This is a genomic window from Xanthomonas bromi, assembly GCF_900092025.1.
Classification (GTDB): Bacteria; Pseudomonadota; Gammaproteobacteria; order Xanthomonadales; family Xanthomonadaceae; genus Xanthomonas; species Xanthomonas bromi.
Genome location: NZ_FLTX01000003.1, coordinates 19,484 through 41,843, shown reverse-complemented (window position 1 = coordinate 41,843; position 22,360 = coordinate 19,484). Strand labels below are relative to the sequence as shown.

Annotated in this window: 21 protein-coding genes and 1 other RNA gene; 4 read left to right on the top strand and 18 right to left on the bottom strand. The window is 64.8% G+C overall.

What is annotated here, in order from left to right; all coding sequences use genetic code 11:
* Nucleotides 1-119 precede the first annotated feature (119 nt).
* Nucleotides 120-1,064, bottom strand: coding sequence for a M23 family metallopeptidase (locus XBLMG947_RS00585; RefSeq protein ID WP_065465922.1), 945 nt, complete (start codon nt 1,062-1,064; stop codon nt 120-122).
* Here XBLMG947_RS00585 and XBLMG947_RS00580 point away from each other — a divergent pair, their 5' ends adjacent.
* Entirely contained in the window at nt 1,065-1,511 is a 447-nt protein-coding gene (locus XBLMG947_RS00580) for a DciA family protein (RefSeq protein WP_083992774.1), read from the top strand.
* Between the two features lie 186 nt (nt 1,512-1,697).
* On the opposite strand, the gene lpxC is transcribed toward XBLMG947_RS00580, so the two are convergent.
* From lpxC to mraZ, 15 genes are all read right to left on the bottom strand, one after another.
* Nucleotides 1,698-2,609 carry a UDP-3-O-acyl-N-acetylglucosamine deacetylase gene (gene lpxC / locus XBLMG947_RS00575; RefSeq protein ID WP_065465921.1) on the bottom strand — a complete coding sequence of 304 codons (912 nt, stop codon included), beginning with the start codon at nt 2,607-2,609 and terminating at the stop codon, nt 1,698-1,700.
* Between the two features lie 236 nt (nt 2,610-2,845).
* Nucleotides 2,846-4,090 (bottom strand): cell division protein FtsZ, encoded by a 1,245-nt coding sequence (ftsZ, locus tag XBLMG947_RS00570; RefSeq protein ID WP_065465920.1) that lies wholly within the window; start codon nt 4,088-4,090, stop codon nt 2,846-2,848.
* A gap of 288 nt (nt 4,091-4,378) precedes the next feature.
* A complete protein-coding gene (ftsA, locus tag XBLMG947_RS00565; RefSeq protein ID WP_065465919.1) occupies nt 4,379-5,614 on the bottom strand; it encodes a cell division protein FtsA in 1,236 nt (411 codons plus the stop codon).
* Nucleotides 5,611-6,447, bottom strand: coding sequence for a cell division protein FtsQ/DivIB (locus tag XBLMG947_RS00560; protein ID WP_065465918.1), 837 nt, complete (start codon nt 6,445-6,447; stop codon nt 5,611-5,613). The genes ftsA and XBLMG947_RS00560 overlap by 4 nt, the downstream gene beginning before the upstream one ends.
* Before the next feature lie 112 nt (nt 6,448-6,559).
* Nucleotides 6,560-7,516 carry a D-alanine--D-alanine ligase gene (locus XBLMG947_RS00555; RefSeq protein WP_065465917.1) on the bottom strand — a complete coding sequence of 319 codons (957 nt, stop codon included), beginning with the start codon at nt 7,514-7,516 and terminating at the stop codon, nt 6,560-6,562.
* On the bottom strand, nt 7,513-8,946 hold the full coding sequence (gene murC, locus XBLMG947_RS00550; RefSeq protein ID WP_065465916.1) for a UDP-N-acetylmuramate--L-alanine ligase: 1,434 nt from the start codon (nt 8,944-8,946) through the stop codon (nt 7,513-7,515). Before murC ends, XBLMG947_RS00555 begins: the two co-directional genes overlap by 4 nt.
* The gene (gene murG, locus XBLMG947_RS00545; protein ID WP_065465915.1) at nt 8,943-10,226 is read right to left on the bottom strand and encodes an undecaprenyldiphospho-muramoylpentapeptide beta-N-acetylglucosaminyltransferase; all 1,284 of its coding nucleotides are present in this window, start codon (nt 10,224-10,226) and stop codon (nt 8,943-8,945) included. Before murG ends, murC begins: the two co-directional genes overlap by 4 nt.
* Complete coding sequence (gene ftsW / locus XBLMG947_RS00540) at nt 10,223-11,602, bottom strand: putative lipid II flippase FtsW (RefSeq protein ID WP_065465914.1); 1,380 nt, start codon at nt 11,600-11,602, stop codon at nt 10,223-10,225. Before ftsW ends, murG begins: the two co-directional genes overlap by 4 nt.
* Nucleotides 11,602-12,687: a phospho-N-acetylmuramoyl-pentapeptide-transferase gene (mraY, locus tag XBLMG947_RS00535; RefSeq protein ID WP_065465913.1), complete on the bottom strand. Its 1,086-nt coding sequence runs from the start codon at nt 12,685-12,687 to the stop codon at nt 11,602-11,604. The genes ftsW and mraY overlap by 1 nt, the downstream gene beginning before the upstream one ends.
* Nucleotides 12,677-14,188 (bottom strand): UDP-N-acetylmuramoyl-tripeptide--D-alanyl-D-alanine ligase, encoded by a 1,512-nt coding sequence (locus XBLMG947_RS00530; protein WP_065465912.1) that lies wholly within the window; start codon nt 14,186-14,188, stop codon nt 12,677-12,679. The genes mraY and XBLMG947_RS00530 overlap by 11 nt, the downstream gene beginning before the upstream one ends.
* Nucleotides 14,185-15,660, bottom strand: a complete 1,476-nt coding sequence (locus XBLMG947_RS00525) for a UDP-N-acetylmuramoyl-L-alanyl-D-glutamate--2,6-diaminopimelate ligase (RefSeq protein ID WP_065466045.1) — start codon at nt 15,658-15,660, stop codon at nt 14,185-14,187. The genes XBLMG947_RS00530 and XBLMG947_RS00525 overlap by 4 nt, the downstream gene beginning before the upstream one ends.
* An 8-nt stretch (nt 15,661-15,668) precedes the next feature.
* Nucleotides 15,669-17,537 carry a peptidoglycan D,D-transpeptidase FtsI family protein gene (locus tag XBLMG947_RS00520; RefSeq protein WP_065465911.1) on the bottom strand — a complete coding sequence of 623 codons (1,869 nt, stop codon included), beginning with the start codon at nt 17,535-17,537 and terminating at the stop codon, nt 15,669-15,671.
* Nucleotides 17,538-17,751: 214 nt separating this feature from the next.
* Complete coding sequence (gene ftsL / locus XBLMG947_RS00515; RefSeq protein WP_005991913.1) at nt 17,752-18,015, bottom strand: cell division protein FtsL; 264 nt, start codon at nt 18,013-18,015, stop codon at nt 17,752-17,754.
* Nucleotides 18,012-19,070 carry a 16S rRNA (cytosine(1402)-N(4))-methyltransferase RsmH gene (gene rsmH, locus XBLMG947_RS00510; protein ID WP_065465910.1) on the bottom strand — a complete coding sequence of 353 codons (1,059 nt, stop codon included), beginning with the start codon at nt 19,068-19,070 and terminating at the stop codon, nt 18,012-18,014. Before rsmH ends, ftsL begins: the two co-directional genes overlap by 4 nt.
* Nucleotides 19,071-19,084: 14 nt before the next feature.
* Nucleotides 19,085-19,540, bottom strand: a complete 456-nt coding sequence (gene mraZ / locus XBLMG947_RS00505) for a division/cell wall cluster transcriptional repressor MraZ (RefSeq protein ID WP_083992772.1) — start codon at nt 19,538-19,540, stop codon at nt 19,085-19,087.
* Between the two features lie 315 nt (nt 19,541-19,855).
* Here mraZ and XBLMG947_RS00500 point away from each other — a divergent pair, with 315 nt between their 5' ends.
* The 3 genes from XBLMG947_RS00500 to XBLMG947_RS00490 are packed head-to-tail and all read left to right on the top strand — an operon-like array spanning nt 19,856 to nt 21,237.
* Nucleotides 19,856-20,623, top strand: coding sequence for an NRDE family protein (locus tag XBLMG947_RS00500; protein WP_065465909.1), 768 nt, complete (start codon nt 19,856-19,858; stop codon nt 20,621-20,623).
* A gap of 48 nt (nt 20,624-20,671) precedes the next feature.
* Nucleotides 20,672-20,923, top strand: coding sequence for a type II toxin-antitoxin system CcdA family antitoxin (locus XBLMG947_RS00495; RefSeq protein ID WP_019299911.1), 252 nt, complete (start codon nt 20,672-20,674; stop codon nt 20,921-20,923).
* Nucleotides 20,920-21,237, top strand: coding sequence for a CcdB family protein (locus XBLMG947_RS00490; RefSeq protein ID WP_065465908.1), 318 nt, complete (start codon nt 20,920-20,922; stop codon nt 21,235-21,237). The genes XBLMG947_RS00495 and XBLMG947_RS00490 overlap by 4 nt, the downstream gene beginning before the upstream one ends.
* Before the next feature lie 276 nt (nt 21,238-21,513).
* Here XBLMG947_RS00490 and rnpB read toward each other — a convergent pair.
* Nucleotides 21,514-21,940, bottom strand: an RNA gene (gene rnpB, locus XBLMG947_RS00485) — RNase P RNA component class A.
* Nucleotides 21,941-21,958: 18 nt separating this feature from the next.
* On the bottom strand, nt 21,959-22,177 hold the full coding sequence (locus XBLMG947_RS00480; protein WP_065466043.1) for a hypothetical protein: 219 nt from the start codon (nt 22,175-22,177) through the stop codon (nt 21,959-21,961).
* Nucleotides 22,178-22,360 lie beyond the last annotated feature (183 nt).

The window sequence follows — 22,360 nt, the reverse complement described above, 5'->3', positions numbered from 1 at the left end:
AAGACCCGACCGCCGTAAACGAAACAGGGCGCACTGCGCCCTGTCATGGCAACCCTTATTGTAGCTTGGGGCGAGCCTTCACGAATCAAGCACCTCCGACGGAGCGTGCCTTGCCTTCGTCAACCGCGCCCTCGGCGCCCCACCGGCGTGTTGGTGTCGCCCAGGAATTTGCGCGGATTGACCACGCGCCCGTTCGCCCACACCTCGAAATGCACGTGCGCACCGGTGGAACGACCGCTGGAACCTGCCCTGGCCACCTGCTGACCGGCACGCACCAGATCGCCCACCTTCACCACCAGCCGCGAGTTGTGCGCGTAGCGGGTGACATAGCCATTGCCGTGGTCCACTTCGACCACGTTGCCGTAACCACCACGTATACCGGCGTAGCTGACCACGCCATCGGCCACCGACAGCACCGGGTCGCCCACATTGGCATGGAAGTCCACGCCCTTGTGGAAGGCCGAACCACCGTCGAACGGATCGGCGCGACCGCCAAAGCCGGAGGTGATGTAGGTATTGCGGATCGGCATCCGCGAGGGCACCGAGTTCTGCTCCAGCTGATGATCGAACATCAGCGACGCCAGCACGTTCAGTTGCTGACCGGAGGCGGAGAACTGCTGTTCGACTTGCCCTAGCGTCTGCTTGAGGTCTTTCACCGGCATGTCGCTGACCGGCTCATCGCCGCCACCCACGCCGACCGGCGCGTCGAAATCGAACTCGCCGTCCTTCAACTTACCCATTTCGGTCAGACGCTCGCCCAATGCATTGAGGCGGGTGGCCTGCGCCTGCAGTTCGCCCAGACGGGCGGCCAGTGCATTGACCTGCGCCTGCGAGGCGCGCTGCGCCTGGGCCAGCTCGGCCTGCTGCTGCGCAATCTTGGCCTGCAGCGCGGAATTGGTCACCATGCCGGTGGCGGTGCTTGCACCGACGCCGATCAGCATGCCCAGGCCCAGAACCGCACCAAGCACCACCATCGGCCGATCCGCCGCAAAACCCTGGAACTGTCGGGCCACACGCTGCGCCCGGGTCTGTCGAGATTTGATTACAACTTTTTTCAACGCCATATGAGTGTCATGTCCAAGCCCAAGTCCAACGCACGCAACCCTTCCGCTCCGCAGCAGGCCATCGAGGCCGCGCTGGGGGAAAAGGCTGGCGACCCCTTGCGCCGAGCCTTGTGGCTCGATGCGCTGGACCGGCAGTTGCGCCCCCTGTTACCGCCTCATCTGGCCACCCGTTGCCGGCTGGCGAATGTCCGAGGCGAACAGCTCGTTTTTCTGGTGGATTCGCCGGTCTGGCACGCCAAGGTGCGGCTTGCCGAAACCCAAATCCTGGATGCCGCCCGATCCGTCGGACTGAAAGCCACCACAGTGACCGTCAAGACCGCATCCGCCCCGCTGCATTCCCCAACGCAGCAGAACCGCGAGCGTCCCAAACCCGTGTCCGAGGCGACGCACAAAGGCTTGCGAGACGCATTGGCTTCCCTGCAGGACGTCTTACCGACCAAGCGATAAGGTCATCGCCGCTCCTCCGGAGCGACCGTCGGTGCGTGAATGGGCTGCGAAGACCACGCACGACCCGACGCATCCTAGCGGGCATGCCGCCCCCAGGAGTTAGGGAAGTCTTAAATAAGTGTTAAGAATGACCCAAAAATTCGATGGGATTCACACTTCGGCCGCCAACTAGGGCATTCCCTGACACTATGCGTAGACAGGGCTGGCGTAAGTGACCGGCGGTTGCTCGGTGCCTTCCGGGAAGCTGACCCATTCCCAGGCGGCCTGGTCGGCCAACAGCGCACGCACCAGCTTGTTGTTGAGGGCGTGTCCGGATTTGAAGCCTTCGTAGGCACCCAGGATGGCGCCGCCGGCCAGATACAGGTCGCCGATGGCGTCCAGAATCTTGTGCCGCACGAATTCGTTGGTGTAGCGCAAGCCGTCCTCGTTGAGCACACGGAACTCATCCAGCACGATGGCGTTGTCCATCGACCCGCCCAGGCCCAGATTGCGCTCACGCATGTACTCGAGGTCGCGCATGAAACCGAAGGTGCGCGCGCGCGAGATTTCCTTGACGTACGCCGAGGTGGAGAACTCGATTTCCTGGCGCGATTGCTTGGCCGGGATCATCGGGTGATCGAATTCGATGGTGAAGCCGAGCTTGTAGCCTTGGTACGGCTCGAAGCGCGCCACCTTGTCGCCCTCGCGCACTTCCACCGTCTGCTTGATCCGGATGAAGCGCTTGGGCTTGCTCTGTTCGACGATGCCTGCCGATTGCAGCAGGAACACGAACGGACCGGACGAGCCATCCATGATCGGCAACTCGGCCGAGGACAGTTCGACGATGACATTGTCCACACCCAAGCCCGCCAATGCGGACATCAGATGTTCGACGGTCTGGATCTTGGCACCGTTGCAGGTCAGACCGGTACACAGCGTGGTCTCGGTGACCAGTTCCGCATCGGCGGGGACTTCGACGATCGGTTCCAGGTCCACACGCCGGAACACCACGCCATGATCTACCGGAGCCGGTCTGAGCGTCATGTACACCTTGTCGCCGCTGTGCAGGCCGACGCCGGTGGCGCGAATGGTGTTCTTGAGGGTGCGTTGCTGGGTCATATGCGAAGTCTGGATGAACAATGCAGACAGACGCTGAACCGGCTGTCTAATCCGTTGAGATTATCCGAATTTTAACAAGTCGCGCGTGACGGGAATTGTCATCGCCCGGTCACGTTATGACAAAAGCTGCCGGATCGGCACCGATCCGGCAGAAATGACATGACACGGCATGGCGACCCGAAGCGGACTTCGGGGCAGGACGGGCTGCGTCACCTTAGCGACGCAGCCGCCGACCCTCAGTCGGCCTGGCGGCGCAGGAACGCCGGGATGTCCAGGTAATCGTTGGGCAGGTCTGCCGCCGGCGCAGAAGAGCCGCCGCTGGTATGGTTGCCAGCGCTGCTGCCGGCCGAGTCGCTGCTCGGACGACGCAGGCCCAGGCCCATGCTGCCGCCGACGGCCTTGGACACCGCATCGCCGCTGCTGATGTCGAAGTCGCCGAATTCCGGCTGGCCGGTGGTGGCATTGCGCACCAGCTTGATCGGCGCGCGCTGGTCCGGACGCTGGGTCTGGCGGGCAACCGCACGGTTCAGGCCGGTGGCGACCACGGTCACGCGTACTTCGTCCTGCATGTCCGGGTCCAGCACGGTGCCGACGACCACGGTGGCATCTTCGGAGGCAAACGCTTCGATGGTGCGGCCGATCTCGTCGAACTCGGCCATGGTGAAGTCCGGGCCGGCGGTGATGTTGACCAGGATGCCGTTGGCACCGGCCAGATTCACATCGTCCAGCAGCGGGTTCTGGATGGCGGCTTCTGCAGCGGCCTGCGCGCGATCGTCGCCGCGTGCCGAGCCGGTGCCCATCATGGCCAGACCCATTTCCGACATCACGGTGCGCACGTCGGCAAAGTCGACGTTGATCAGGCCTGGACGCACGATCAGATCGGCGATGCCCTGCACGGCGCCCTGCAGCACGTCGTTGGCAGCGCGGAACGCCTGGATCATGGTGGCGTTGCGGCCGAGCACGGTGATCAGCTTTTCATTGGGAATGGTGATCAGCGAGTCGCAATGCTGGCTCAGTTCCTCGATGCCCTTCAGCGCCACCTGCATGCGGCGACGACCTTCGAACGGGAACGGTTTGGTGACCACGGCCACGGTCAGGATGCCCATTTCCTTGGCCAACTGCGCAACGACCGGTGCCGCGCCGGTACCGGTGCCGCCGCCCATGCCGGCAGTGATGAACACCATGTCCGCCCCCTGCAGCGCATCCATGATGCGCTCGCGGTCTTCCAGCGCGGCCTGACGGCCGACTTCCGGATTGGCGCCCGCGCCCAGGCCCTTGGTGACGTTGGTGCCGAGCTGCAGCTGCAGCTTGGCGCCGCAGTTCTTGATCGCCTGCGAGTCGGTGTTGGCGGTGATGAATTCCACGCCATCGACGTTGGTGTTGACCATGTGCGCAACCGCGTTGCCGCCGCCGCCGCCGACGCCAACGACCTTGATGACCGCGTTGGGAGCCATTTTTTCAATCAGTTCGAAATGTGCCATGTCAGTGTCCTCTTTAGATGCCGTGAATGGGGAGTCGGGAATGGGGAATCGGATTGCTCCGTTCGCCAGCCCAACACCCGCATGTCGGCGAATGTTGTTGTTTGAATGCCGGGAATGGGGAATTGGGAATGGGGAATCGCAACAACGAAACACCTTCACTCCAACCACTGTTTCCTCGGCGGAACCACAAAAAAACTACGCCCTGCCCGCTCTCACCGCTCTCCACTCAACCCTGCTGCAACCGCTTTAGCTTTTGCTTCAACCGATTCTCGAATCCCGATTCCCGATTCAAAATTCGCCGCGATACCAATTCTTCAATTTCTTGAACAAATTTCCTGCGCGTCCGGTCGGGATCGACGGGCGACGCGGATGTTCGATCTGGCTGCCCATCAGCAACAGGCCCACGCCAGAGGCATGTACCGGGTTACCGACGACTTCACCCAGGCCGGTGACGTGCTGCGGAATGCCCACGCGCACCGGCATTTGCAGCATTTCTTCAGCCAGTTCCACCACGCCTTCCATCTTCGACGCACCGCCGGTGAGCACCATGCCGGCGCGCACCATTTCTTCGAAACCGGAACGGCGCAGTTCGGCCTGCACCATTTCAAAAATTTCTTCGTACCGTCCCTGCACCGCCTGCGCGAGCGCGTGGCGCGGCATGCGGCGCGGCGGGCGATCGCCCACCGACGGCACCTGGATGCTTTCTTCGGCGGTGGCCAGCTGCGCCAGTGCGCAGGCGTAGCGCACCTTGATCTGCTCGGCTTCCGGCGTCGGCGTGCGCAGCATGTGTGCGATGTCGTTGGTGACATGATCGCCGGCGATCGGCAGCGAGGCGGTGTGGCAGATCGCGCCCTGCACATACACCGCCAGATCGGTAGTGCCGGCGCCGATATCCACCAGCACCACGCCCAGCTCGCGCTCGTCGGCGGTCAACACGGCAACCGACGACGCGAGCGACGACAGCACCAGGTCGTCCACCTGCAGACCGCACTTCTGCACGCACTTGGTGATGTTGGCGGCGGCCGACTGCGCGCACACCACCAGATGCGCATGCACCTCCAGACGTACGCCGGTCATGCCGACCGGGTTACGGATGCCTTCCTGCGAATCGTCCAGCACGTACTCGCGCGGAATCGCGTGCAGGATGCGCTGATCGGCGGGAATGGCCACGGCCTTGGCCGCGTCGAGTACGCGCTCCAGATCGCTCCAGGTCACTTCACCATCGCGGATCGGCACGATGCCCGGCGAATTCTTGCACTGCACGTGATTGCCGGAAATCGAGGCATACACCGAGCGGATCTCGCAGCCGGCCATCAGCTCGGCTTCTTCCACCGCGCGCTGGATCGACTGCACGGTGGATTCGATATCCACCACCACACCACGCTTGAGACCGCGCGATTCGTGCGAACCGATACCGATCACTTCGATCGGATTGCCGGGCGAGTACTCGCCGACCAGCGCAACGACCTTGGAGGTGCCGATGTCCAGTCCAACGATGAGGGATTTGTCGCCTTTGCGATTCATGTCTTAAAGCCGGGAATAGCGAATGGGGAATGGGAAATGGTCAACAGCGGTGCACGAATGCGGGGAGAATTGAGAACAAGCGCGTGAGGCACAGCATGCGATGCCTGCTTGGGCTTCTTCTCCATTCCCGATTCCCCATTCTCCATTCGCCGTTCAACGGTAAATCCGTTGGTGTAGCGCAAGTCGGCACGAGCGATCGGGCGCTGCGGGTCGGCCAGCTGCGGCAGCACGCGCGCGAAGCGCTGCAGGCGGGCGCGGGCGTCGTCGCGGCCGATCACGATCTGCACGCCGTTGCTCAGGCCCAGCGACCAGCTGCCGCGCGCGTCCATTTCCAGACGCTCCACATCCAGCCCGGTCGGCGCGAACAGCGCGCGCGATTCGTTGTATAGCGCCACCACGTCCTGGGTCTTGCTGTCCGGCCCACCCAGCTGCGGCAACTTGAAATCCTTCAACAGCGGCGGCGTACGGAACAGCCGACCCTGCTCGGACAGCATGCGGTCGGTGCCCCAGCGCGCGAACGGCTTGTGCTCGGTCACATGCACTTCCAGCACGTCCGGCCAGCGCTTGCGCACCTGCGCGCTTTCCACCCACGGCAACCGCGCGATGGCGTCCTGCGCCTGCTGCAACTTCACCGCGAAAAAGCCTGCACGCGCATACGGCAACACCACCGCGCGCAACTCTTCGGCAGGCACCCGCTTGAAGTCGCCGGACACCCGCAGCGTCGCCAGCGGCCAGCGCTCGGCACCGACCCAACCATTAAGCACAGCCACCACCGGCAGCGCGACCAACGCCAGCGCCAGCAACCAGGCCAGGATGCGCAGGGTGGCGTTCATGCGCGCGCTCCGCGCACGGGAATGGGGAATCGGGAATAGGGAATCGTCAACAGCGGCGCACGGCCCGCTGTCGCTTTTGCGATTCCCAATTCCCGATTCCCGATTCCCGGCTTCACAGCGTCTGCTCCAGTACGCGCCAGACCAGTTCGTCGAATTCGATGCCGAGCTGGCGCGCCGCCTTGGGTACCAGCGAGTGGCTGGTCATGCCCGGGGCGGTGTTCACTTCCAGCAGATACAGCTGGCCAGTGGTGCCGTCGCGCATCACGTCCACGCGGCCCCAGCCGCGGCAGCCGGCCGCACGGAAGGCGTCGAGGGCGAGCTGGCGGATCTGCGCTTCGGCCTCCCCATCCAGGCCGGGGCACAGATATTGGGTGTCCTCGGCGATGTACTTGGCGTTGTAGTCGTACCACTGGCCTTTGGGCACGATGCGGATCGACGGCAGCGCGATGTCACCGAGCACGGCCACGGTCAGTTCGTCGCCTTCGATCAATTGCTCCATCAACAGCGCGCCGTCGTAGCGGGCAGCCAGGGTCACCGCTTCTTCGAGCTGCGCCTGATCGAACACCCGGCTGACGCCGACGCTGGAGCCTTCATTGGCAGGCTTGACGATGACCGGTAACCCGATCTGTCGTGCAGCGGCATGGATGTCCTCGGCGCTCGCACCAGCGGCCAGCCGCGCGTAACGCGGCGTCGACAGGCCCAGCGACAACCACACCTGCTTGGTGCGGATCTTGTCCATGCTCAGCGCCGAGCCCAGCACATTCGAGCCGGTATATGGGACGCCGAAGGCGTCCATCAGGCCCTGCACAATGCCGTCTTCGCCGCCGCCGTTATGTCCGTGCAACACGTTGAACACACGATCGAACTGCTGTGCGACCAATGCCTTGGCCAGGGCCGGAATGCCATCGACCGGCTGTGCATCGACGCCGCGCGCGCGCAGCGCTTCCAGCACGTTGCTGCCGGAATTCAACGACACCTCGCGCTCGGACGAGGTGCCGCCGAGCAGCACGGCGACGCGGCCAAAGGCGGCCGGTTCGCTGGTGCGCGCAGTGGCGATGACCGCACTCATGCCTGCTCTCCGACGAACCCGTGATTGATGATGTGCTGGGCCACGTAACCGATATCGCCGGCGCCCATCATCAACAGCAGGTCGCCGTCCTGCAGCACGTCCGGCAACACTTCGGCAAGGCCGGCGATCTGGCCGACAACCACCGGTTCGGTGCGGCCGCGCGCACGGATGGCGCGCGCCAGTGCACGCGAATCGGCACCCGGAATCGGCGCTTCGCCGGCCGGGTAGACCTCGCTCAGCACCAACGCGTCGACGGTGCTGAGCACCGCGGCGAAGGCGTCGAACTGATCGCGGGTACGGCTATAGCGGTGCGGCTGAAAAGCCACGACCAGGCGCTTGTCCGGCCAGCCGCCACGGGCGGCGGCGAACACCGCTTCGAGCTCGCGTGGGTGATGACCGTAATCGTCGACCACCCGCACACGTGCGCCGGTGCTGGTGACGACTTCGCCCAGATCGTTGAAACGACGGCCGATGCCGGCGAAGTTTTCCAGCGCGCGCGCAATGGTCTGCGGCTCCACGCCGAGCTGCCAGCCGATCGCGGCAGCGGCCAGTGCGTTGAGCACGTTGTGACGGCCCGGCAAGGCCAGCGTCACCGGCGTGGTGCTGCCTTCGGGCAGGCGCAGGGTGAAGCGCATGCGCGGGCCGTCCTGCACCACATCTTCGGCGCGCACGTCGGCGTTCTCGCTCATGCCGTAGCTCATCACGTGACGCGGCGTCTTGCCGGCCAGTGCAGCCACTTCCGGGTCGTCGATACACAGCAGCGCCAGGCCGTAGAACGGCAGTCGTTGCAGGAATTCGGCGAATGCCGCCTGCACGCGTGCGAAGTCGTTGCCGTAGTTTTCCAGGTGATCCGAATCGATGTTGGTGATCACCGCCATCAACGGATTCAGGCGCAGAAAGCTGCCATCGCTCTCGTCGGCTTCGGCCACCAGCCATTGGCCACCACCGAGCTTGGCGTTGGCACCGGCGGCCAGCAACTGCCCACCGATGACGAAGGTCGGATCCAGGCCGCCTTCGCTCAATACCGCGGCCGCCAGACTGGTGGTGGTGGTCTTGCCATGCGTGCCCGCCACCGCGATGCCGCGACGGAAGCGCATCAGCTCGGCCAGCATCGCGGCGCGCGGCATGATCGGAATGCGCTGGCTGCGCGCTTCCATCAGCTCGGGGTTGTCTTCGCGAATCGCGCTGGACACCACCACGCAATCGGTGCCGAGCACATTGGCCGCCGAATGCCCACGCATCACGCGCGCACCCAGCTTGGCCAGGCGGCGCGTGGCCGCGTTGTCGGCGTTGTCGGAACCGGAGACCTCATAGCCCAGCGTCAGCATCACCTCGGCAATGCCGCTCATGCCGGTGCCGCCGATACCGACGAAATGCACACGCGGGAACGCGCGCACCAGATCGCCACTATCCTGCAGACGGCGGATCACGCGGCACCTCCTGCGGAGATGCAAATCGGGAACTGGGAATCGGGAATCGTGTGGAGCGGAGCGCCAGCGGCAACGGATGCTTGGTCGGTGCGCTTGTCTGCGTGCTTCAATGTATGGTCCTGCAAGTGTTCTGAGCTCTGCCCATTCCCCATTCCCGATTCACCACTCCCGGCCTCCTGAAGAATGATGTCGGCGATACGCTCGGCAGCATCCGGCTTGGCCAGGGTGCGCGCGGCGTTGGCCATCGACAGACGGCGGACCGGGTCGCTGAGCAAGGTCTGCAAGACCTGCTGCAGACGCACCGCAACGGTGTCGTCCTGCTTGAGCAGTACAGCGGCGTCAGCACCGACCAGGTATTCCGCATTGCGGGTTTGGTGGTCGTCGACGGCGGCGGCGAACGGCACCAGCACGCTGCCGATCCCGGCGGCGCATAGCTCGGCCAACGTGGACGCGCCGGCGCGGCACACGACCAGATCGGCCCACGCATAGGCGGCGGCCATGTCGGCGATGAAGGGTTCGACGCTGGCATTGACGCTCGCCTGTGCATACGCCGCTTCGGCTTCGGCACGCAGCTTTTCGCCGCACTGATGGCGAACCTCGACATCCGAATGACCGAGTGCGGCCAGCGCTGCCGGCACCGCCTGATTCAATACGCGCGCGCCCTGGCTTCCGCCCAGCACCAGCACGCGCACCGGGCCGGTGCGACCGACCAAACGGTCCGCTGGCGCAGGCAGTGCAGCGATTTCTGCGCGCACCGGATTGCCCACCGCTTCTTCGCCAGCGAAACTGCCCGGAAATCCGGTCAGCACGCGGCGCGCGAAACGCGACAACACCTTATTGGTCATGCCGGGGGCGCGATTTTGTTCGTGCACGAGCAGCGGCGCACCGAGCAAGCGCGCAGCCAGGCCGCCCGGACCGGCCGCAAAGCCACCAAAACTGATCACTGCGCGCGGCTGGCGCTTGCGCAGGACGAAGCCGGCAGCGCGCACCGCGCGCATCACCCGCAGCGGCGCACCGAGCAACTTCACCACCCCTTTGCCGCGCAGGCCGCTGATGGCCAACGTATCGAGCGGAATATCGTGCTGCGGCACCAGACGGGTCTCCATTGCGCCATCGGCACCCAGCCAGGTCACCGGCACGCCGCGCGCACGCAGCACCTTGGCCACGGCCAGACCGGGGAAGATATGCCCACCGGTGCCGCCGGCCAGAATCATCACTGGCCGATTCCCCGCAGATGGATGTGCGGGCTTTTGCGAGAAGTGCGCATGACGGCTGCTCATGCAATCCTCCCGAAGGTCGGTTCCACACGCGGCTGCATCCGGCTGGTACCACGCAGGAACTCAGACGCAGGCGTCGAAGTCACCGGTGCTGCAGCGACAGGCGCAGGGTTGGGTGCGGCGGCAACAGGGGGGCGCGGCGGTTTGCGCGACGGCGCGTATGCTGGCGGCACCGACTCGACCACCGGTTCCGCCGGCTCAGCCGACGGCGCGGCCGCGCCCTGCGGCGACAACTTGCTGCGCAGCCGTTCGGCGCGATCCATCTCGTAGGACACCCGCAGCAGCAGGCCCATCGCCACGCACGTCATCAGTACCGACGAGCCGCCCGAAGAAATCAGCGGCAGGGTCAGGCCCTTGGTCGGCAGGATGCCCAGATTCACGCCCACCGAGACGAAACTCTGCAGGCTGATCCACAAACCGATGCCGAAAGCGATGTAGCCGGAGAAGTGGCGCTTCATTTCCACGCAGCGCATGCCCAGCCAGAACGCACGGCCGACCAGCAGTGCGTACAGCGAGATCACCCCGCACACGCCGACGAAGCCGAGCTCCTCGGCGATCACCGAAAAGATGAAGTCGGTATGCGCTTCCGGCAGGTAGTTGAGCTTCTGCACCGAGGCGCCCAGGCCCGCGCCGGTCCACTGGCCGCGGCCGACTGCCATCAAGGCGTTGGACAGCTGGTAGCCGGAGCCAAGCTGGTCGGCCCACGGGTCCAGGAACGAGGTGATGCGACGCAACCGGTACGGCTCCAGGATCGCGATGAAGGCGAAGATCGGCAACCCGATCACGATCGGCATCGACATGCGCGGCAGGTTCACCCCACCCAGCACCAGCATGCCGGCGGTGATCGCCAGCAACAGCGTGGACGAGCCGAAGTCCGGCTGCATCAGCAACAGGCCGACCAGCGCGATCGCCACGCCAAGCGGCTTGAGCATCGCCGGCCAGGTTGCGTTGACCTCGTCGCGGAAACGCACCAGATAGCTGGACAGCCACACGATGTAGAGCACCTTGACCGCTTCCACGGTCTGGAATTTCGACACACCCAGGTTGATCCAGCGCTTGGCGCCGTTGACGCTGCTGCCCAGCCCCGGCACGAACACCACGATCAGCAGGCCGAAGCACGCCAGCAGCAACACCTGGTTGTATTGCTCGATGGTCTTGAGTTCGGTGCGCATCGCCCAGAACGCCAGACCAATGCCGATACCCAGGAACAACAAGTGGCGGGTGAGGTAATAGAACGGATTGTCGGACAGCTCGATCGAGCTGGACGCCACCATCACCACCCCCAGCGAGGCGAGCGTGGCCGCAGCCCCGAGCAGCCACGGGTCGTAGCAGCCGCCGATGGCGTCCAGTCGTGTGGCTTGGCGGGACATGTCATTCATCAGCGCACCTTCAACGTGGCAAGGCCGATCAGCACCAGCACCACCGAAATGATCCAGAAGCGCACGATCACCCGCGGCTCCGGCCAACCCTTGAGCTCGAAATGGTGATGGATCGGCGCCATGCGGAACACGCGCTTGCCGGTCATCTTGAAGCTGGCCACCTGGATCATCACCGACAGCGTTTCGATGACGAACACGCCGCCCATGATCACCAACACCAGTTCCTGACGCACGATCACCGCGATGGTGCCGAGCACCGCGCCCAGCGACAGCGCGCCGATGTCGCCCATGAACACCATGGCCGGGTAGGTGTTGAACCACAGAAAGCCCAACCCTGCCCCTGCAATCGCCGAGCAGATGATGATCAACTCGCCAGCGCCGGGAATCAGCGGGATTTTCAGGTAGTCGGCAAACACCACGTTGCCCGAGGCATACGCGAACACGCCCAACGCGCAGGCCACCAGCACGGTCGGCATGATGGCCAAACCATCCAGCCCATCGGTGAGGTTGACGGCGTTGGAGAAGCCCACGATCCAGAAGTAGGCGATCACCACGAAGCTCACGCCGGCCAGCGGCAGCGCGATCGACTTGAACATCGGGATGTAGAAGGTGATCGCCGCCGGGACGTCGGCGGTGTAGTACAGAAACAGGCCAGCGGCCAGGCCGAGAATCGACTGCAGCAGATACTTCCAGCGCGACTTCAGACCGTTGGGATCGCGACGCACGATCTTGATCCAGTCGTCGTACCAACCGATCGCACCGAAGCAGATCATCACCGCCAGCACCAACCACACGTAGCGGTTACGCAGATCGCCCCACAGCAGCACCGACAAGGTGACGGTGAGCAGGATCAGCGAACCACCCATGGTCGGCGTGCCGGCCTTGGAAAAATGCGTTTGCGGGCCGTCCTGACGGATCGGCTGACCGCCCTTGAACTGGGCCAGCTTGCGGATCACCGCAGGCCCCATCCACAACGACAGGAACAGCGCGGTCAGCGCAGCCAAAATGCCGCGGAAGGTCAAATAGTTGAACAGCCCGAACAGGCTCTCCAGTTGCTGCAGCCAACGGGCCAGCTCAAGCAGCATGGGATGCGCCCTCCGCCGATCCGAGCAACGCGGTGACGACGCGATCCATCGCGCTGCCGCGCGAGCCCTTCACCAGGATCGTGATGGAGACGGCACCCGAGAGAGCGGCCGTTGACGGCGATTGCTGTTGGTGAATCACTGCATGTTCCTGCGTATTTCCTGATGCGTGTTGCTGCGTTTGCGTTTCTCCGCCGACGGCAGCGACCAGATCGGCTTGCAAGGCATCGATCAACGCGGCATGCGTTGCGAACACGCGGCCACCTTCGCCAAATGCCTGCGCCGCGGCGGCGCTGAGTTCGCCCAGCGCGTACAGCCGTTGCAGCTTGGCCGCGCGGGCGCGACGCCCGGCAGCGGCATTCAGTGCCGCGCCTTCGGCGCCGAGTTCGCGCATATCACCGAGCACCAGCCAGCCTTCGCCCGGCGCAGCGGCCAAGGCGTCGATGGCCGCATCCAGCGAGCCCGGATTGGCGTTGTAGCTGTCGTCGATCAGCACCGCGCCGTTCGGCAAGGCGTGTGCGATCTGCCGGCCGGCCACCGGGTGCGCCTGCGCCAGACCGGCCGCGATCACCGGCAAGGCGATGCCGGCACCGAGTGCAAGGCCGGTTGCCGCCAGGGCGTTGAGCACGTTATGACGGCCCGGCAACGGCAGCGCAATCTGCGCCTCGCCCTGCGGGGTCACCAGCGTGAACTGTGCAGCGCCCGCCTGCAGTTGCAGCTGACGGGCACTGATCTCCGCATTGATCTGCAAGCCGTAGCGCAACATGCGACGCCCCTGCACCGGCTGAGCCTGCAACTGCTGCTCGAACCACATGCCGAAGGCGTCGTCGGCATTGATCACCGCCACACCATCGGCGGGTAGCGCGGCGTAGATGGCGCCCTTGGTCTGTGCGACGCCGAGCAGGCTACCCAAGCGTTCCAGATGGGCGGGCGCGATATTGTTGACCAGCGCGACATGCGGTTGCGCGATATCGGTCAGATAGGCGATATCGCCCGGCTTGCCGGCGCCCATTTCGTAGATCGCAAAGTCCGCATCGTCGGGCGCGGCAATCACGGCCAGCGGCAGACCGATCTCGTTGTTGCGGTTGCCCGGCGTGGCGTACACGGTGGTGCCATCCACGCGCCCGGCTTCCTGCAGGATCGACAGCAGCAGCGCCTTGACGCTGGTCTTGCCGTTGGAACCGGTCAGCGCAATCACGCGCGTGGCGCGGTCGCGCTGCATGCCGGTGGCGATGCGTGCCAACGCCAGCTCTGTATTGTCCACCACCACCTGCGGCACGCTCAGCGCCGGCAGCAGGCGATCCACCAGTACACCGCTGGCACCGCGCGCAACTGCGTCGGCGGCAAAGTCGTGCCCGTCGAAACGCTCGCCGCGCAGCGCGATATACAGGCTGCCGTTGGCAAGCGTGCGGGTATCGTTGCCGACGGCATCGATCATGGCGTCGTCGCCATGCAGCTCGCCGCCGGCCCAATGGGCAATCAACGACAGTGGAGTGAGCTTCATGGGCGCACTCCCAACACGGTGCGCGGCAGCAGCGCCTGCGCCGCGACGATGGCGTCGTCGAAGGCATGCCGCACGCCGGCAACGTCCTGGTACGGCTCGTGTCCCTTGCCGGCGATCAACACGATGTCGGACGCACTGGCCATGCCGATCGCCTGATGGATCGCGGCGGCGCGGTCGCGCTGCACGATGGCGGCATCCGGGCGCGCGAAGCCGCGCAGGATATCGGCCACGATCGCATCGCCATCTTCGCCACGCGGGTTGTCGTCGGTGACGATCGACACGTCGGCAGCGAGCTCGGCAATCGCCGCCATCTGCGGCCGCTTGCCGGTATCGCGTTCGCCGCCGCAGCCGAACACGCAAATCAGCCGGTCCTGCGCATGCGAGCGCAGGCTGGTCAGCGCCTGTTCCAGCGCATCGGGCGTATGTGCGTAATCGACCACCACCAACGGTGCGCCATGGGCGCCGCCGAGGCGGTTCATGCGGCCATGGATCGGCTGCAATTGAGCAAGCACGGTGGCGATCTGCGCAGCTGCGATGTCCATCGCCCACAACGCGCCGGCCACGGCCAGCAGGTTGTCCACGTTGAAGCGGCCCAGCAGCGGCGAATGCACCGGATGCACTTCGCCCTGGATATTCAGTGCGAAATTGATGCCGTTGTGATCCAGCTGCAACGCCTGTGCGCTCACGCTGGCGTCGGCCTGCGCGCGCGAGCTCACGCCGATCGCGCGCAGCGCGGGGTCGAGCGAAGCGAACAGCGTGCGGCCGAAGGCATCGTCCAGATTCACCACCGCCGCTTTCAACCCGGCGCGGGTGAACAGCTTGGCCTTCGCGGCGCCGTATTGCGCCATGTCGCCGTGGTAATCGAGATGATCGCGGGTGAGATTGGTGAACACGGCCACGTCGAAATGCACCGCATCCACGCGGCCCTGATCGAGCGCGTGCGAGCTGACTTCCATTGCCACCGCCTGCGCACCCTCATCGCGCAACTGCGCCAGCAACGCATGCGTCGGTAGCACCAGCGGCGTGGTGAACCCGGTCGGCACGGCGGCGCCATACAGACCGACGCCCAGGGTGCCGAGCGTGCCGGTGGGCGTCCCGAGCAACGTCAACGCCTGCGCCAGCAGTTGCACGGTGGAGGTCTTGCCGTTGGTCCCGGTGACGCCGACCATGCTCATCGCTTGCGACGGCTGGTCATGAAATTGATTGGCCAGCCCACCCAGGCGCGCATGCAAGCCGGGCACGGCAATCGCATCGGCCGGGACCGGCATACCGTCGGGCGCCGGGGGTTCGAACAAGACCGCCACTGCGCCAGCGGCGCGCGCCTGTTCGACAAAGCCCAGGCCGTGCGCACCGAACCCGGCGATCGCCACGAACGCATCGCCCGGGCGTACCGCACGGCTATCCATCACCAGACCAGACACCTGCACGTCGTGCGGCAGCGCCACATCCGGCAACAATTGCGAGAGCGCCATGCTGCGGCTCACTGGCGGCTCTCCTGCGACGGCGCAGGCTGCGCTGGCGTGGCAGCAGGCGCAGGTGCCAGTGCGGTTGGAATGCCGGCAGACACTTCGTCCACCGGGTCCGGCACCAGGGCCGGATCCATATCGGCCGGCTGCGGCTTGACCATGGGCTGACCAGTTTTACCGGCCGCCTGTGCAGCCAGCCACGATTGGATGTCGTCCGGCGGCACGTCCATCAAGCGCAGCGCGCCTTCCATCACGCGGTGGAACACCGGCGCCGACACCAGGCCGCCGTAATACACCTTGCCCTGCGGATCGTTGATCACGATGACGGTGGCAAAGCGCGGGCGCGTGGCCGGCACCAGGCCGGCGAACAGCGCGTTGTAATGCCCGCGCTCGTAGCCGTTGGCGCCATTCTTGCGCGCGGTACCGGTCTTGCCGGCCACGTGATACCCCAGAATCGCCGCGCCTTTGGCGCCGCCCTGGGTGACCACGGTTTCCATCATGTCGATGACCTGCCGCGCGACTTCCGGCGTGATCACCTGACGGGTTTCGTTGTGCTGGCCGCGCACGAAGGTCGGCGGGGTGAGCTTGCCGCCGTTGCCGAGCGTGGCGTATGCCTGCGCAATCTGCAGCGGTGTCACCGACAGGCCGTAGCCGTAGGACATCGTGGTCTTGGACGGACCGCTCCAGCGTGCCGGCTGCAACACCACGCCGGCCGATTCACCAGGGAATCCGCTATGCGGCGCGCTGCCGTAACCGAAATTGCGGATCGACTGATAAAAGGTCTGGTCCGGCACCTTCGCTGCGATCTTGGCCGCGCCGATGTTCGAGCTGCGGGTGATCACGCCGGTGACGTTGAGCACGCCGTTGTTGCGCGGCACATCGCGAATGGTGAAGCGCCCCACCGACATATAGCCGGGGTTGGTGTCGATGATGGTGTCCTTGGTCACCACGCCGGCCGTCAGCGCGGTGGCCACGGTCAGCGGCTTCATCGTCGAACCCGGCTCGACCAGATCGGTGACCGCACGGTTGCGGCGCGCCGACGGATTGATGCCGGTCACCGAATTCGGGTTGTAGGTGGGCAGGTTGACCATCGCCAGCACTTCGCCGGTGGCCACATCCATCACCACCATCGAACCGCCAGCCGCGTTGTTTTCGACCAAGGCGTTACGCAGTTCCTTGTAAGCCAGGAACTGGATGCGGCGGTCGATGCTCAGCGTCAGGTCCTTGCCCGGCTGCGCGGGGCGCACCAGATCGACGCTTTCCACGATCGCACCGCGCGCATCGCGCACCACCTTCTTGGAACCCGGCTTGCCGCGCAGCCATTCGTCGAACGCCAGTTCCAGACCTTCCTGGCCGCGGTCGTCGATATTGGTGAAGCCCAGCACGTGGGCCATCGCCTCGCCTTGCGGATAGAAGCGACGGAACTCGCGCTGCGAGAACACGCCAGGAATCTTCAGATCCACGATCGCATGTGCCTTGTCCGGATTGATCCGGCGCTGCAGGTACATGAATTCCTTGCCCGCCTTCTGCGCGAGCTTGGCGTTCAAGTCGTCCAGCGGCTGCCCGAGCGCCTTGGCCAGCTCGGGAATGCGGTCGGGGTTGCGCAGCAGTTCCTGTGGATTGACCCAGATCGATTCCACCGGCGTGGACACCGCCAGCGGCTCGCCGTTGCGGTCGGTGATCATGCCGCGCGAGGTGGCGATGGGCAGTTCGCGCAAGTAACGCGCTTCGCCCTGACGCTGGTAGAAATCGCGATTGACCAGCTGCACGAACGCCGCACGCCCGATCAGCGTGACCGAGCACAGGCCCAGCGCGATGCCGACCAGGGTCAGGCGACCACGCAGATTGAAATTGCTACGAGCGCGGTTGCGGCCGGCTTTCATGGCGCACCTCCGTGTGCGCCACCCTGCGGGCGGCTACGCCGTGCAAAACGGCTGTCCTGCCGTTTTGTCATGGGCGCAACGCATCCGTGTGCGCCAACCTGCCGGCCGCTACGCCGTGCAAAACGGCTGTCCTGCCGTTTTGTCATGGCGGCACTTTCGTGGGCGCCAGCCTGCGGGCGGCTGCACTGTGCAAAGCAGCTGTCGTCCCACTTAGTCATGGGCGCACCACCACGATGTCGTTGGTCTCCGGGAACTTCATCCCGATGCGCGCACGCGCGACCTGATCGACACGATTGCTTTCCGCCCACGTGGCCTGCTCCAGCTGCAGCCGGCCGAATTCGATGTTCAATTCGTCGCGCGTGTGTTCGAGCTTGGACAACTGCACGAACAGCTTGCGATGCATGTGACGCATGTACACGACACCGATCGCCGAGGCGATGCTGCAAGCGAGCAGCACGATGAGCAGCAGGCGGCTCATGCAGCGTCTCCGTTCGGAGACGCCGGGAATCGGGAATCGGGAGTCGGGAATCGGGGGGCAGCAGTGCTGTTGCCTTTGCCCATTCCCGATTCCCCATTCCCCATTCCCAGCTTTTCAGCCACCCGCAACACCGCGCTGCGGGCGCGCGGGTTGATGTTCAACTCGGCGTCGTCGGCCTTGATCGCACCGGTCACCAGTTGCAGCGTCGGCACGAACGGCTGGGCTTCGGGCAGGCGGCGGTTGCTCGGCGGGGCCTTGGCGTAGCGGGCCATGAATTGTTTCACGATGCGGTCTTCCAGCGAATGGAAGCTGATCACCGCCAGGCGGCCGCCCGGCTTGAGCGCGCCCAGGGCGGCGTCCAGTCCGGCGTCCAGATCGTCCAATTCGCGATTGATATAGATGCGGATCGCCTGAAAGCTGCGCGTGGCCGGATGGGTCTTGCTGTCGCCGCGCGGCATTACCGAGGCGATCAAATCGGCCAGTTGGGCAGTGCGCAGCAAGGGCTGCTCGACGCGACGCGCCACGATGGCCCGCGCAATACGGCGGCTTTGGCGTTCTTCGCCATAGGTCCACAGCACATCGGCGATCTCGCGATCGCTGGCGTGCGCCAGCCACTCGGCCGCGCTCTGGCCGCTGTCCGGGTCCATGCGCATGTCCAGCGGGCCGTCCTTGCCGAAACTGAAACCGCGGCCGGCCACATCCAGCTGCGGCGAAGACACGCCCAGATCCAGCAGGATGCCGTCGACGGTCGCCGCCGCGACCACCTGGCCGAGCGTGGCGAAACTGCCGCGATAGATGGACACGCGCGTATCGCCACCGAACGTCTGTTCGGCCACCGCGATCGCTTCAGGGTCCTTGTCCATCACCAGCAGTCGACCTCCCGGGCCAAGGTGTTTCAGCACGCCGCGTGCGTGTCCGCCACGCCCGAACGTGCCATCGAGATAGGTTCCGTTTTCGGTCACTTGCAGGCCATCCAGAACCTGCGTGTACAGCACCGGCACATGGGCCGCCGGCGGCTGCGACACCGGGTGACCGGGCTGCGCTTCACCGCGCATCCGGGCACCCCGGCTCACAACCTGAGATCGAGCAATTCATCGCCCAGATCCCCGTCAGACAATGTCTGCTGGATCAGTGCGCGATGTGCCTGCTCGCTCCAGAGTTCGAATTTGTCGCCCATGCCCAGCAGCACGGCTTTCTTCTCGATGCCCACCGCATTGCGGTGGCTGGCCGGGATGCTCAGACGGCCATTGGAGTCCAGCTCGAGCACGGCCGAAGAGCCCACCAATTTTTGCTGCAGCGTGCGGATCACGCGCTGGGTATTGGGCTTGGACATCACGTCGTCGCGCACCCGCTCCCACTCCTTTTCCGCGTACAGCCACAGGCATCCGGCTTCGAACGGGTTGTAGGTGAGGACCAGACGGTTGCCGCTCACACGCGTGACGAGGTCGCGGTATGCGGTTGGCACCGCCATCCGCCCCTTGTCGTCCACCGTGATGGCAGTCTCGCCCTGAAACACCGAATGCAACCTCGAAATACCCGCTGGGGGATCATTGAACCACGAAAAACCACAAAACACCTGGTTTTCCCTCCGATGCCCACCTTAGCAGTGCGTCAAAGGTTGTCAACAGTTTTCAAGGTCGCAAATCGCCAGTTGCATCAATGAGTTGCAGCACTCTTTAGAGACTTGTTCAAAGGTTATCCACAAGTTGCTGTTTCGTCTCAGATTTTGAGATTGAACGGGAATTCAGGGGCGTGAAGGCCATGTAAACCCGACCACTGTCTCACTTCACATTGCGCCAGCTGCAGGTCTCAACTGCGCAAACAGGCGACAATTCCCGGCATGTGCCTGGTCGCTCTTGCCTGGAAAGCCCACCCGCGCTGGCGTCTGCTGATGGCCGGCAACCGCGATGAATTCCACGACCGCCCTACCGCGGCGCTGGCGCACTGGGCTGCACCCGCCGACAACGTGCTGGCAGGCCGCGACCTGCGCTCCGGCGGCAGTTGGGTTGGCCTGGGCCAGGATGGCCGCGCCGCGGTGGTCACCAATGTGCGCGACCCACTCGCCACCGCCTCGGGCCGCTCGCGCGGGTGTCTGATTGCGGACTACCTGTCGGGAAGCCTGGGAGCCGCCGGTTACGCCCACGATCTGGTCAGCGCCGGGCACGCGTTCCCGCCGTTCAATCTGCTGCTGTGCGACGCAGACCGCTGCGAGCACCTGAGCAACCACCCGCCGCTGGCGCGCCAGCTGGAGCCGGGGATCCACGGTATGTCCAACGGCCCGTTGGACGTGCCCTGGCCAAAGACGCGCGCGTTGACCGACGCCCTGCACGTCTGGTGCGCCCACGACAGCAACGACCTGCAACCGCTGTGGACCGCTCTGGGCAACCACGCCATCGCGCCGGACACCTCGCTGCCCCAGACCGGCGTGGACCTGCCCACCGAACGCCTGCTCTCCGCCGCCTTCATCAACGGAACCGGCTACGGCACCCGCGCCAGCACCATCGTGGCGGTGGACTACCAGGGCCATGGCTTCATCCACGAACGCCGCTTCGGCCCGAACGGAATCTTCCACGGCGAGACCCGTCTGGAAATCCCCGGGACGCGTTGACAATCCAAAATCATGCGCATAACGTGCGCATAACCGGGGAGCCACCGCATGAACCGCTACTACGATGTTTCTGCGCAGAAGAAGCCGCTGAATCTGACCATCAACGCCGACCTGGCCTCGCAAGCCCGCGCGATGACCGGCAATCTGTCGGCGAAGGTGGAAGAGTTGCTGGCCGAATACGTCACCAAGGAACGCGACAGCCACAGCGCAAGAGCGCTTGAGCTGCAACGCGCTGCGAGCGAATGGAAGACCTTCACCGAGGCGCACGGCTCCTTCGCCGACGAGTTCTCCACCCTATGACCGACCAGTTCGATGTCTATGCCAATGTCGGCCAGAACAAGAACATCCCGTACGTGGTTGTCGTTCAGTCGAAAATTTTCGACGCTTCACCACGCCGCGTCGTCATCCCCCTGGTCCGAAAGTCCAAGCACTCCCCGACCCCATCCCGCTTCACCCCAGAACTCACCGTCGCCGGCCACAGCGTCATCCTGCAACCGCTGGAAATGACCTCCGTACCGCTGGCAGTCCTCAGCAAACCAGCCGACACATTGAAGGACCAGGGCCAGATCATCATCGACGCCCTGGACGAGCTATTCACCCGATCGTTTGGCTAGGGCAGTAAGCGGCTGCAGTCCATTCGAGTCGCCACCGGCGTTGCGAGATGCGTGCCCCCATCCGCCCTTCGGGCACCTTCCCCCGCAAGCGGTGGAAGGGAGTCGATCGCGTAGCGAGAGTCCCTCGACCAACCGTCTAGCTGCAAGCCCCCTTGAGTCAAGGGGGCGCGGCGACAGCCGCGGGGTTCTGGCATGCCCGGAGCGGGACCCGCGTTTTGTACCGCCGTAGGCGGTACGAAGCGTGGGCGCCTTGTTCGGGCCTACGCCCAAACAAGGCGGCGGAGCCGGCCGATAAGCCGGGTTCTGTCGTGGACAGTCATTCGTCTAGGCGCTACGTCACCGCAGCGCTCAAGCAACCTACCCGGATCCAGCGCGGGCCACGCCAATGGATCCCTATTTGGTCTTGCTCCAGGTGGGGTTTGCCGTGCCGGTCCGTTACCGGACTCGCGGTGCGCTCTTACCGCACCATTTCACCCTTACCGGCCCCTCGCCACCCCTCTGCGGCCTCCGAGCGCACTTGGCGATGCGATGCATCGCTGGCACGTTTCAGTGGCGGCAGAGGGGTGACGAGGGACGTAGGCGGTATCTTTCTGTTGCACTTTCCGTCGGCTTGCGCCGCCCAGGCGTTACCTGGCACCTTGCCCTATGGAGCCCGGACTTTCCTCGGCACTCTTGCGAGTGACGCGACTGTCTGGCCGACTCCGCCGGGACGCACTATACGCTATTGCCAGACCACGCCCCGCCCATGGCTGTCTTCGGCGTACAGCACCACACGTTCGAACTGATGAGCGAACGACCATCCCGCCGCCTCGGCTGGCATCGCGAGCTGCGCGTGCGAAGGCACCATGGGGCAATAAATCAGCAACGCGACAGCAGCCGCATGCGCGCGATATCCCTCAATCTTCGTGTGCTTTTGCAGGATGCATTTCGACACCTGCAACTGAGTGAGTGCGGGCACGTCAAAGACGCCGCCTCCGAACACGTCCGCTTGCGTAGCGGGCCAAAGCTGCATATGGCTCAAAAAATCAGGGAGCCCTTTCCTGATGACCTGATTGCCTTCGATCAGCCTCGACTGCCCGGACAACAGATGCTCCACCTGTTCAATTGCGTCGGGAAGCTTCGG